The sequence below is a fragment of the Indiicoccus explosivorum genome (assembly GCF_002167005.1).
GTDB lineage: Bacteria > Bacillota > Bacilli > Bacillales_A > Planococcaceae > Indiicoccus > Indiicoccus explosivorum.
This window is the reverse complement of record NZ_NHTN01000015.1, coordinates 1-11,437: the sequence shown is the minus strand read 5'-3', so window position 1 is coordinate 11,437 and position 11,437 is coordinate 1. Positions and strand designations below refer to the sequence as shown.

Here is an 11,437-nt window from a genome sequence, read left to right as displayed (position 1 = left end):
GGTTATTTTGCGTCGCTGTAGCGTTTCGCCACTTCATCCCAATTGACGACGTTCCAGAATGCGCTGATGTAATCAGGGCGCTTGTTCTGGTATTTCAGGTAATACGCGTGCTCCCAGACATCCAGGCCGAGGATCGGTGTTTTGCCGTCCGTCAGCGGGGAATCCTGGTTCAGCGTGCTTGTCACTTCCAGTTCGCCATTGTTGACGACGAGCCAAGCCCAGCCGGAACCGAAACGGGTTGCACCGGCATTCGCGAATTCTTCCTTGAATTTATCGAAGCTTCCGAACTTCTTGTCGATCGCATCGGCAAGCTCACCCGAAGGATTGCCGCCGCCGTCCGGAGAAAGGACTTCCCAGAACAGGGAATGGTTGGCGTGTCCGCCGCCATTGTTACGCACAGCAGTACGCTTGTCTTCCGGCACATCATTTAGGTTGCGGATAACTTCTTCGATCGGTTTCGAAGCGAGGTCAGTGCCTTCCAGCGCGGCGTTTGTCTTATCGACATAAGCCTGGTGGTGCTTCGTGTGATGGATGTTCATCGTTTCTTTGTCGATGTGCGGTTCGAGCGCATCGTACGCATAAGGAAGTTTTGGTAATTCGTAAGCCATGAATGAATTCCTCCTTGAATCAATTTTTCTACTATTCCAGCGTATCAAACTTGCATATCCCCATCAAATGAAACGCACGCAGCGAGGCGCGGTCCTGAAAGTTACATCAAACTGCTACGAAGAAAATCACAATCATGACAATTTGAATAACCCCTTTCGCGGCGACAGAAGTGAGGAACCCGACGACAGAGCCGACCCCCGCCTTCACGGATTGCTTGAATCCGGTTTTATTGAATAAAAGCTCCGCGCCGATCGCACCGATGAATGGGCCGATCAGGATGCCGATGACCGGAATGATGAATGGACCGATCAGCAGCCCGATCGTACTTCCCCACAGGCCCGCTTTCGATCCGCCGAACCGCTTGACGCTGAACGCATTGGCCATCAGGTCCGCACTGAACAGCAAAATGACAAACAGCGCTTCAATCGCCCAAAACCACCAGGAAAGTTCCGCGAATCCGAAAAACAGGCCGTACGCGACAAAACCGCCTGCCAAAAACAGAACACCCGGAATGATCGGATAAACGAGACCGATGAAACTGATTAAAAACAACACCCAAATGACTAGCCATCCTGCGATTTCCATAATTTCCTCCTTCATCAATCTTTTATTAAATTAACATTTTTCTTTTAAGCAACGCTGAGAAACACCACTCTAATTTAATCGAATGAAGAGAGACAGCGGCAGAGTTTCAGAAGAAGGAGCGCAGGCGGCGACTCCAGAGGGATCAGCGAATGAATGGGCAAGAGGATCTTGACCATTCATTTGCGACGAGCACGCGGAGCGGCGCAGGAGCACAAGGTTTTTCTTTGCCAAGTGAGACCCCGCTAGGCGAAGCCGAGGAGGCTCACGGACCGCCCCTGGCAGCCAGCACCGCGACGTCCTGTCGCGCTGGCTGCATTCCTCACATCATGTGGGTAAGAAAACGTCCGCCTGAAGTGATTTCTTCGGGTTAGGAGCAAATTCTGGTGTTGCCTCCTTCATTCATAAAAAAATCCCTTTCCACCATCTTGCCCGACTTTGAGCCGAAAAGCAAAATGATGAAAAGGGAAATGGATCACGCCCGGTTTCCGAGGACCGCTTCCGCGATGTTCACGGCGTGGTCACCGATCCGTTCGAGGTTGGAGATGATGTCGACGAACACGATGCCCGCCTGACCGGTGCACTGGCCTTCATTGAGGCGCTGGATGTGCTTTTTGCGGAACTTCCGCTCCATCCGGTCGATCAGGTCTTCCTGTTCCGCGACTTCACGCGCGATGTCGTGGCTTGTCGTATTCAGGGAATCGAGCGCTTTCCGGACCGTCCCGATGGTGAGCTGGAACATTTCGTCCAAATCTTCCATCGCGTCCGGCGTCAAGTTTACGCGGTTATTCTCCTGGTAATCGACCAGTTCGATGATGTTCTCGAAGTGGTCGCCGATCCGTTCGATATCCCGGACCGTCTCCATCAGCATCGTATGGCGTGTAGAGTCCGCGTTGGAAATCGATTCCGCGGAAATCATGACGAGATAATCCGTGATCTTATTGTCAAGGTTGTTGATTGCATCTTCGAGCTGGTAACCCATCTCCGCATGTTTCTTGTTTTTCGATTTCAAGTACTCGTATGTCTCTTCAAGTCCCTTTACCGAAAAATCACCCATGCGGAGCACTTCTTCTTTCGCCTGTCCGAGCGCGATGGTCGGCGACTGTTCGATGAAATGCGGGTCGAGGTGCTTCGCTTTGAATTCGATAGTGACATCTTCCCCCGGAATGACTTTCGTCACCAGGTAAGCCCACAGTCCGATGAGCGGGAACTGGATGATCGTGTTGGCCACGTTGAAGGATCCGTGCGCAAATGCAATCTGCATTTTCTCATCCAGATTCAGTACGACCGCGAGCCATTCGACGTACGCAGTGAACGGGATGAGCAGGATCAGAAAGATGACCGAGCCGATCACGTTGAACAGGACGTGGACGGCAGCTGCGCGTTTCGCGGCGACCGATGCGCCGAGAGCTGCGAGGACAGCCGTGATGGTCGTCCCGATGTTATCACCGAACAGAACCGGCAGAGCGGCGCCGAGCGTCATGAGCCCCTCATCGTAAAGTCCCTGCAGGATTGCGACCGTCGCACTGGAACTTTGTACAATGACGGTGAAAATAGTTCCCGCGAGGACGCCGAGGACCGGAATATCCGCCATCGTCAATGTCAGATCGACGAAAGCTTCCAGTTCCCGGAGCGGTTTCAGCCCGCTGCTCATCAGCTCGAGTCCGAGGAACAGTCCGCCGAAGCCGAAAATGACTTCCCCCATGTTCTGGATGGCATTTTTTCTAAAGAAGAAAATCAGGAACGCCCCGACTGCAAGAATCGGAAGGGCATATTCCCCAAGGTCGATCCCGACAATAAACGCCGTGACGGTCGTCCCGACGTTGGCTCCCATGATGACGCCGATCGCCTGACGGAGCGTCATAAAACCGGCGCTGACCAGACCGACCACGATGACGGTGGTCCCGGAACTCGACTGGATCAGGATCGTGACGATGATCCCGACGAGGACACCCATGAAGGGGTTCGTCGTAAACCGGTCGAGTATGCTGCGCAGCCTGTCCCCTGCCGCCTTCTGGAGAGCATCCCCCATAAATTTGATGGAAAACAGGAAAATCCCTAATCCGCCAATGAATCCGAACAGGACTTCTTGCCAATTCACTTCCACGATGCAAATTCAACTCCTAATTGGTTCAGTATCATTTTCACACTTCGTCTATTATGAAGAATTCGCGTTGTTATTGTAAATACCTTTATTTAAAATTTACAATCTCTTAACAATCGGTTTTCTTTCATTGATTATAATCGCAGTGCTACTATGGAAGCAGAGAAAGGAACGATCCCTATGACCATGTATCAGTTATTCAAAGCCGCACTGAAGGAACCGAAAAAACAGGCGGCCGCCCGCGTCCTGCCGATCGGGAAGGTGCTGAAGTTCGTCTTCCTGTTCATCGCCATACTGACCGCCGCCGCTTTTATCGGACTGGTCGGCGGTCTGTCCCGTGCGGGGTCAGGAATGGAAGGGTATGCCGAATTCACCAGCGGTATCGGGTGGCTCCTTTATCCTTTCGCACTGTTCATGCTGTTTGTGACGACGACTGTCTACCACTTCGCCAAAATCAGCATTTTCGCGCTGTTCGGCCTCGGCTTTTTGAAAGCAAGGAGGAGAAAAGGGGAATACCGGCATGTGTGGCGGACCGCATCGCTCGCTGTGACCGGCCCTACTTTGCTGTCCGTCCTGCTCGATCTGGCCGGATTCGGGTTTTGGGCGTCGGCTGCCATGGTTTTGCTCACCTTATGGCTTTTATGGCAAGATGCGTCTTTTTATCCGAAAATGCCGCCTGGCCCCCCTGCTTCATCCCCTGTGCGGTGAACCGTTTCCTTGTATTTTTGAATGATTGACTGATAAAATGAAGTCTAGCATCGGTTTTATTGATGAAAAGGAGAGAGTTGTTCATGAGTGGAATTATTCACCGTTCAAATACGCGTCCTGTAAAAGTCGGAGATCTGACGATCGGAGGAAGCGACGAACTCGTCATCCAAAGCATGACGACGACGAAAACGCATGACGTGGAAGCGACCGTCGCGGAGATCAAGCGGCTGGAGGAAGCGGGCTGCCAGGTCGTCCGCGTGGCATGTCCGGATGAACGCGCTGCCGACGCGATCGGCGAGATCAAAAAGCGCATCAATATTCCGCTTGTCGTCGATATCCATTTCGATTATAAGCTTGCCTTGAAAGCGATCGAGAACGGCGCGGATAAGATCCGGATCAATCCGGGGAATATCGGCCGCCGCGAGAAAGTGGAAGCGGTCGTCAATGCGGCGAAAGCGAAAGGCATTCCGATCCGCATCGGCGTCAACGCCGGCTCACTCGAACGCCATATCCTCAAAAAGTATGGCTATCCGACGGCTGATGGAATGGTCGAGAGTGCACTCCACCACATTAAAATCCTGGAAGACCTCGATTTTCACGATATTATCGTATCCATGAAAGCATCCGACGTGAAACTCGCGATTGAAGCCTATACAAAAGCCGCGCAGGCTTTCGACTATCCGCTCCATCTCGGGATCACGGAATCAGGCACGCTGTTCTCCGGAACCGTCAAAAGCTCTGCGGGGCTTGGGGCTCTCCTGAGTATGGGCATCGGCAACACGATGCGGATTTCGCTCAGCGCCGATCCGGTCGAGGAAGTGAAGGTGGCGCGTGAACTGCTGAAAGTATTCGGCCTTTCATCCAATGCCGCCACACTGATCTCCTGCCCGACATGCGGACGAATCGAAATCGACCTCATCAAAATCGCGAACGAAGTGGAAGAATACATTTCGACCATCAAGGCGCCGCTTAAAGTCGCGGTACTCGGCTGTGCGGTCAACGGACCCGGCGAAGCGCGGGAAGCGGACATCGGCATTGCCGGTGCACGCGGTGAAGGCCTCCTCTTCATGAAAGGGAAAACCGTCCGGAAAGTCCCTGAAGAAACGATGGTCGAAGAACTGAAAGTTGAAATCGACAAGCTTGCGAAGGAATACTTCGAGCAGCAGGAGCTTGAGAAGCAGGAAGCTGACAAACAAAATGTCTGATTGGTTGTGATCGCGATGAAATACCGCTTCGGTATCGATATTGACGGGACGGTGACGTGCCCGACTTCCCTCATTCCTCATATCAATGAGCAGTTCGGCACCGCACTGACGCTCGATGATATTAAGGAATATGATCTGACAGCCGCCCTTCCCCATCTCCAGCCAGGCGAGTTTTACCGATGGTACCATACGGCGGAGGCGAAGATCTACGCCTCTTCCCCGGTTTCCGACTACGCCAAGCAAGTGCTGGACAAGTGGAAGGACCGGTATGAACTTTACTACATCTCGGCCCGTGCCGACGACGTCATGGACGTGACCTCCGGCTGGTTCGCCGAGCAGGCCATCCATTATGATCATATCGAACTGATCGGCACCCACCATAAAATCGAGGCGGCGCGCCGCCATAACGTGGATTTGTTTTTTGAGGACAAGCACGACAACGCTGTCGGCATCCACGAAGAACTCGGCATCCCGGTGCTGCTGTTCGATACGCCTTATAACCGGGAATCCATTCCGGATGGCGTCATCCGGGTGAAGAACTGGCTGGAAGCGGAAGACTGGGTCAAAAATGAATTTGCCACACAAAAAGCGTGAACGGCCGGAGCCGTCCACGCTTTTTCTTTGTTTTTATTGGCATTCCGGACAGGTGCCGTATATTTCGAATTTGTGGCTTTCCACTTTATACGCCGGAAGCGACTCTGTCAGCATTTCCATCGGGCAAAGCAAAATTTCCTTCGCTTTGCCGCAGTCCGTGCAGATGAAGTGATGGTGATGCTCTGCGCTCTCGCACTGCATCCGGAAATGGCGTTCACCTGAGAGTTCGGTCTCTTCCAAAATGCCGAGTCCTGTGAATGTCGCCAAATTCCGATAGACCGTGTCATAACTGATGCCCGGATAATCCTTCTGCAGCACATCGAGCAGATCCCGGGCAGTCAGGTACTTATCATTGCCGCTGAACTGACGGAGGATGCGATCCCGCTTCTCGGTTTCTTTGAATCCATTGTTTTTGAGAAGCTTCCATGCCTTTTCCAGATTCATGTTACCACCTCATTTGTTTTGGTACGGACTGATTTGCTGAAGGCAATGACAAGCAGCAAGACGACGATTGACGTGACGACGATGGTCCCGCCCGGCGCCAGATTGAAATAAAAGGCCATGACGAGCCCTGCCAGGACAGAAAATTCCCCGAACAGGACCGACCAGAGGATCGTCCCTTTGAAGCTTCCTGAAATCCGCATCGCCGCGGCCACAGGAAGCGTCATCAGCGAAGACACGAGCAGAATGCCGACGATGCGCATCGACCCGGCGATGACGAGGGCGGTGACGATCATAAAAAGGAAATGGATCCATCTCGACGGCAAACCGGAGGCTTTCGCGAATTCTTCATCGAATGACAGGACAAACAGTTCCTTATAAAACAGGAGAATAAACAAGACGACCACCCCGGCGATGGCGGTGACGATCCACAAATCCTGCCGGCTGACGGCCGAAACCGAACCGAACAAGTAGCCGAAAAGGTCGGTCTGGAATCCTTGCGCGAGTGAAATGAAGATCGCGCCGAATCCGATGCCCGCGGATAAAATGATCGGAATCGCAAGTTCTTCATAATGCTTATAGAGGCGGCGGAGCCGCTCGATCATCACTGAACCGGCGACGGAAGCGGCGATCCCGAGATAAAGCGGGTTCAACGCTGCGAGCGCCGCCACGCTCTGGCTCAGGAACAGGCTGCCCGCGATTCCTGCGAGTGTCACATGGCTGAGCGCGTCGGCGATCAGTGACAGGCGCCTCACGACGATGAACACACCGAGGAGCGGCGCGATCACACCGATGATGAGACCAGCGGCGAAGGCGTTCTGCAGGAAATCATACGTTAAAATGGCTTCGATCATCGGACCGCACCCGCATGATGGACTTTCCGAACAGAATGGCCATACCAGGCTTCGAGCTGCTCAGCACTCATCCGTTCCATTTCGTTTTTGAATCCGTGGAAATGCATCGTCCGGTTGAGGCAGGCGACATGGCTGATCCGGTCGGATACCATCTCGGCATCATGCGTCACCAGAATGAGCGTGATCTCCTGCTCTTTATTCAAGCGATCCAGCATATCGTAGAATGATTGGACATTCTGTTTATCCACACCGACGGTCGGTTCATCCAGAATGAGGACTTCCGGCCGGCTGACAAGCGCGCGTGCGATGAACACCCGCTGCTGCTGGCCGCCGGAAAGTTCCCCGACCAGCCGTTTCCGGGAAGTTTCCATCCCGACAGCCTTAAGGGCGCGTGTGACGTCCTCTTCCGCTGATTCCGGAAACCGCCTGAACAGTCCAGTCTTTTTCGCCAGTCCCCCTTTGACCACTTCTTCAACAGTCGCTGGAAAACCGGAATTGAACGAATTCGCTTTCTGAGAAACATAACCGATCCGCTCCCGTTCCCGGAAGTGGCGGATGTCTTTCCCGAACAATCGGACCGTACCTGTTGTGGGTTTAATGAGCCCGAGAAGAATTTTGAGCAACGTGGATTTGCCCGAACCGTTCGGGCCGAGTATTGCCAGGAAATCACCTTTCCGCACGGTCAGCGTAATATCTTCAAGTGCTTTTGTCTGTTCATAGCGGAAACTGACGTGTTCCATTTCGATGAGCGGTGCACCCATGCTTCCGCCTCCTTCCATTTTCATACGTGATTCGCTCCAATTCAGAATGATTACGATTTACATCCGTCTATTAGTATAGCACGGCACACAGAAAAGTAAATCAATCCGGCATACAAAAGACCCCTCATGCCTGAGGGGTCCGGAGTGCATCTATTTTTTCCGGTGCAAAAGCGCCGGCACGGAACATGTCGATTTCATGCTGGTATGGCGGTTTTTTATTCTTGGCGTCGGAACCGACGTACGGGGTTTCCAAAATCTTCGGCACATGCATCAAATCCGGGTGATGGACGATGCCGTGCAGCGCATCGAATCCGATTTCCCCGAATCCGATATTTTCGTGTCTGTCTTTGGCCGCCCCGCGGACGTTTTTACTGTCGTTGATATGCAAAACCTGCAGCCGGTCGATGCCGATGATGCGGTCGAATTCTTTCAGGACACCGTCGAAATCCTCTTTCACATCATAGCCGGCGTCATGCGTGTGGCATGTGTCGAAACAGACCGACAGCCGCTCGTTATTCTTGACCCCATCCATGATCCGCGCTATTTCATCGAAACTCCGGCCGATCTCCGATCCTTTCCCAGCCATCGTTTCCAGTGCGATGTTGACCGGATAGTCCTCAGCCAGTACTTCATCCAGCCCTTCGATGATTTTCGCGATGCCGACGTCCGCGCCTGCACCGACGTGCGCGCCGGGATGAAGCACGATCTGCTTTGCCCCGAGCGCTGCTGTGCGCTGGATTTCCTTCTGAAGGAATTCCACGCCGAGCGCGAACGTCTCCGGTTTTACGGAATTTCCGATATTGATGATGTATGGCGCGTGCACGATGATATTGGACAGTCCATTGTCGCCCATATGTGCCTGTCCCGCTTCGATGTTCAGTTCTTCAATCGGTTTGCGTCGCGTGTTCTGCGGCGCCCCTGTATAAATCATGAATGTGGAAGCCCCGTACGAGGCCGCTTCCTCGCTTGCGGCGAGGAGCATTTTCTTTCCGCTCATGGATACGTGCGATCCTAACAGCAATGGTGAATCCTCCTTTATTTCTTCCGGTTGATGCGGCGTTCCCGCTTTTTGATCTGTTCTTGCTCGTAGTTCATCTTTTTCTTATAGCCCGGTTTCACTTTTTTCGGTTTGCGGACGAGCGATTTCGCTTTCAGATCGGCCTCATCCTGCGTTTTCTGTCGGTTCTTGCGGCTGTGGCGCTCTTTCAGGTCGACGAATTCGCCGTCTTTGATGTCCTTACGCTGGAACGGGATGCCCATTTTCTCGACCTTCACAAGCGCATCCTCGTCCTCCGGATTGTACAGCGTGATAGCCAGTCCTTTATTCCCCGCGCGGGCAGTACGGCCGACCCGGTGAATAAAAAATTCGAGATCTTCCGGAATTTCATAATTGATGACATGGCTGACACCCGGAATGTCGATTCCGCGGGCCGCCAAATCGGTCGCGACGATGTACTGGAATTCCAGATCGCGCACCTGTTTCATCATTTTCGTCCGCTCGCGCGGCGTGAGATCGCCGTGGATTCGGCCGACGCGGATGCCGGCCTGCGCAAGACCATTCGCCACGGTTTCCGCTGTCTGTTTTGTGTTCGTGAAGATGATGGCGAGGTATGGATTCAAGGTGCTCATCACTTCCTGGAGGCGTACAAGTTTCTGCTTGCTGCGGACCGGTACGAGATAAAAATCCAGCCCTTCCGCCGTCGGCCGCTTGTCGCCCATGTTGATGTGGACAGGAGAAGACATGTACTTCTTCAGGAACGGTTTCAGTTTTTCCGGAATCGTCGCGGAAAATACGTACATTTCAAGAGACTCCGGCATGCGGCCCGCCACCTGGTCGATTTCTTCGATGAACCCCATATCGAATGCGAGGTCCGCTTCATCGATGACGAGGATTTCCGCCGTATGGACAAGGAGCGCCTGTTCATTGACGAGGTCCTTCAGCCGCCCGGGTGTGCCGATGACGATGTGGGGCTGCGTCTTCAGTTTATCGATCGCTCGCTGCTTGTCGGTACCGCCGATCAGAAGCTTCGAAGTGATCTCGGTGCCTTCGGTCAGCTTCTGCAGCTCGTTGTAAAGCTGCGTGCCGAGTTCGCGGGTCGGTGTACAGATCACCGCCTGGACATCCTGCCGGGACTCGTCGATCCGTTCAGTGATCGGAATCAGGAAACTGTGCGTCTTTCCGGTACCGGTATGGGACTGTCCGATTGCGCTTTTGCCTTTTAAAATGAGCGGCATGATCTCTTTCTGAATCGGCGTCGGCTCATGGAAGCCTAGTCTGCCGATCGCCTCTTTCAGGAATGGTTTCAGTGAATAGTCTTGAAAAGTTGTCATGGGAATCGTTTCCCTCCTTAGCTTGTTTTATTGTAACACGAAAAGTGCCCCTTTTTCTGTCTGAACTTTTGTCATAGGCCGATGCGTCCGTTATAATGAAGGTATCGTTCTTGAAAGGAGTGCCGATTCGTGAAAGTAATGAAAATATCGCCAAGGGGCTACTGCTACGGAGTCGTGGACGCGATGGTGATCGCAAAGAACGCGGCCATGGACCCGAACCTCCCCCGGCCGATTTACATTCTCGGCATGATCGTACACAATAAACACGTCACAGACGCATTCGAACAGGACGGCATCATCACTTTGGATGGTGAAAACCGCCTCGATATTCTCAATAAAGTGGAAAGCGGCACTGTCATTTTCACCGCACATGGCGTTTCCCCGCAAGTGCGGGAACTGGCCCGCAAAAAAGGGCTTGTTTCCATCGATGCCACGTGTCCGGATGTCACCGTCACCCATGACCTGATCCGTGAGAAGACGGCGGAAGGTTTCGATATCATCTACATCGGCAAGAAAGGCCATCCGGAACCGGAAGGCGCCATGGGCATCGCACCCGGCAAAGTCCACCTCGTCCAGACGATGGAAGACGCGGAAGCGCTGGATTTGTCGAACAGCAAAATCACCATCACGAATCAGACGACGATGAGCCAGTGGGACGTCAAGAACTTGATGGAGCGCCTGCAGGAACGCTTCCCGCAGGCCGAAGTGCACGAAGAGATCTGCCTGGCGACACAAGTGCGCCAGGAAGCCGTCGCAGAGCAGGCCGGTGATGCAGACCTCCTGCTTGTGGTCGGTGACCCAATGAGCAACAACTCGAACCGCCTTGCCCAAGTATCCCAGGATATCGCCGGCACACCGGCGTACCGCATCACCGATCTGTCCCAGCTCAAGCTCGAATGGCTTGACGGCGTGGAGACCGTCGGCGTCACAGCGGGCGCATCGACACCGACGCCGATCGTGAAGGAGCTGCTGAAGTTCCTCGATCAATATGATCCCGAAGATCCGGCGACACATAGCCTGGAGCGGACAGTCACGCTTGATAAGATTCTCCCGAAAATCAAAAAACCGAAACCGGTGGAGCGGATTGAACCGTATCCGTCGAATTAAGCAGAAGAGCGGCACAGCTGATGTGCCGCTTTTTGTTTTTGGGGGAAGAGTTGGGATAGGGTGCCGCAGAGTCGAAATGCGGTGCTCCAGAGTCGAAATACAGCCCCGCAGAGTCGAAATACGGCGCCGCAGAGTCGAAAT

General features: G+C 53.4%; 12 protein-coding genes. 4 read left to right on the top strand and 8 right to left on the bottom strand.

Features of this window, described 5'->3' with window-relative positions; translation table 11 throughout:
- Positions 1-2: 2 nt before the first annotated feature.
- From CCE92_RS04575 to CCE92_RS04565, 3 genes are all read right to left on the bottom strand, one after another.
- The gene (locus CCE92_RS04575; RefSeq protein WP_088006346.1) at positions 3-608 is read right to left on the bottom strand and encodes a superoxide dismutase; all 606 of its coding nucleotides are present in this window, start codon (positions 606-608) and stop codon (positions 3-5) included.
- Between the two features lie 106 nt (positions 609-714).
- Positions 715-1,194: a DUF456 domain-containing protein gene (locus CCE92_RS04570; protein ID WP_088006345.1), complete on the bottom strand. Its 480-nt coding sequence runs from the start codon at positions 1,192-1,194 to the stop codon at positions 715-717.
- Positions 1,195-1,666: 472 nt separating this feature from the next.
- Entirely contained in the window at positions 1,667-3,298 is a 1,632-nt protein-coding gene (locus CCE92_RS04565; RefSeq protein ID WP_088006344.1) for a Na/Pi cotransporter family protein, read from the bottom strand.
- 177 nt (positions 3,299-3,475) lie between these two features.
- Here CCE92_RS04565 and CCE92_RS04560 point away from each other — a divergent pair, with 177 nt between their 5' ends.
- The 3 genes from CCE92_RS04560 (at position 3,476) to CCE92_RS04550 (ending at position 5,802) form a co-directional block, all read left to right on the top strand.
- On the top strand, positions 3,476-4,003 hold the full coding sequence (locus CCE92_RS04560; protein WP_088006343.1) for a DUF1189 family protein: 528 nt from the start codon (positions 3,476-3,478) through the stop codon (positions 4,001-4,003).
- 92 nt (positions 4,004-4,095) lie between these two features.
- Complete coding sequence (gene ispG, locus CCE92_RS04555) at positions 4,096-5,208, top strand: flavodoxin-dependent (E)-4-hydroxy-3-methylbut-2-enyl-diphosphate synthase (protein ID WP_175578067.1); 1,113 nt, start codon at positions 4,096-4,098, stop codon at positions 5,206-5,208.
- 15 nt (positions 5,209-5,223) lie between these two features.
- Positions 5,224-5,802 carry a 5' nucleotidase, NT5C type gene (locus CCE92_RS04550; protein WP_088006419.1) on the top strand — a complete coding sequence of 193 codons (579 nt, stop codon included), beginning with the start codon at positions 5,224-5,226 and terminating at the stop codon, positions 5,800-5,802.
- A gap of 33 nt (positions 5,803-5,835) precedes the next feature.
- Here CCE92_RS04550 and CCE92_RS04545 read toward each other — a convergent pair whose 3' ends face one another.
- The 5 genes from CCE92_RS04545 to CCE92_RS04525 all read right to left on the bottom strand — a co-directional run bounded on the left by CCE92_RS04545 (position 5,836) and on the right by CCE92_RS04525 (position 10,189).
- Positions 5,836-6,246: a Fur family transcriptional regulator gene (locus tag CCE92_RS04545; RefSeq protein ID WP_088006341.1), complete on the bottom strand. Its 411-nt coding sequence runs from the start codon at positions 6,244-6,246 to the stop codon at positions 5,836-5,838.
- On the bottom strand, positions 6,243-7,097 hold the full coding sequence (locus CCE92_RS04540; protein ID WP_088006340.1) for a metal ABC transporter permease: 855 nt from the start codon (positions 7,095-7,097) through the stop codon (positions 6,243-6,245). Before CCE92_RS04540 ends, CCE92_RS04545 begins: the two co-directional genes overlap by 4 nt.
- The gene (locus CCE92_RS04535) at positions 7,094-7,858 is read right to left on the bottom strand and encodes a metal ABC transporter ATP-binding protein (RefSeq protein ID WP_088006339.1); all 765 of its coding nucleotides are present in this window, start codon (positions 7,856-7,858) and stop codon (positions 7,094-7,096) included. The genes CCE92_RS04540 and CCE92_RS04535 overlap by 4 nt, the downstream gene beginning before the upstream one ends.
- Positions 7,859-7,982: 124 nt before the next feature.
- A complete protein-coding gene (locus CCE92_RS04530; protein WP_088006338.1) occupies positions 7,983-8,879 on the bottom strand; it encodes a deoxyribonuclease IV in 897 nt (298 codons plus the stop codon).
- 14 nt (positions 8,880-8,893) lie between these two features.
- Positions 8,894-10,189 carry a DEAD/DEAH box helicase gene (locus CCE92_RS04525; protein WP_088006337.1) on the bottom strand — a complete coding sequence of 432 codons (1,296 nt, stop codon included), beginning with the start codon at positions 10,187-10,189 and terminating at the stop codon, positions 8,894-8,896.
- A gap of 129 nt (positions 10,190-10,318) precedes the next feature.
- Here CCE92_RS04525 and CCE92_RS04520 point away from each other — a divergent pair, with 129 nt between their 5' ends.
- On the top strand, positions 10,319-11,296 hold the full coding sequence (locus CCE92_RS04520) for a 4-hydroxy-3-methylbut-2-enyl diphosphate reductase (protein WP_088006336.1): 978 nt from the start codon (positions 10,319-10,321) through the stop codon (positions 11,294-11,296).
- Positions 11,297-11,437 lie beyond the last annotated feature (141 nt).

Excerpts from the sequence above, each read along its gene's own strand:
- CCE92_RS04545 (WP_088006341.1), bottom strand. The coding sequence starts at position 6,246 with ATGAATCTGGAAAAGGCATGGAAGCTTCTCAAAAACAATGGATTCAAA.
- CCE92_RS04540 (WP_088006340.1), bottom strand. The coding sequence starts at position 7,097 with ATGATCGAAGCCATTTTAACGTATGATTTCCTGCAGAACGCCTTCGCC.
- CCE92_RS04570 (WP_088006345.1), bottom strand. The coding sequence starts at position 1,194 with ATGGAAATCGCAGGATGGCTAGTCATTTGGGTGTTGTTTTTAATCAGT.
- CCE92_RS04550 (WP_088006419.1), top strand. The coding sequence starts at position 5,224 with ATGAAATACCGCTTCGGTATCGATATTGACGGGACGGTGACGTGCCCG.
- CCE92_RS04535 (WP_088006339.1), bottom strand. The coding sequence starts at position 7,858 with ATGGGTGCACCGCTCATCGAAATGGAACACGTCAGTTTCCGCTATGAA.
- CCE92_RS04525 (WP_088006337.1), bottom strand. The coding sequence starts at position 10,189 with ATGACAACTTTTCAAGACTATTCACTGAAACCATTCCTGAAAGAGGCG.
- CCE92_RS04560 (WP_088006343.1), top strand. The coding sequence starts at position 3,476 with ATGACCATGTATCAGTTATTCAAAGCCGCACTGAAGGAACCGAAAAAA.
- CCE92_RS04575 (WP_088006346.1), bottom strand. The coding sequence starts at position 608 with ATGGCTTACGAATTACCAAAACTTCCTTATGCGTACGATGCGCTCGAA.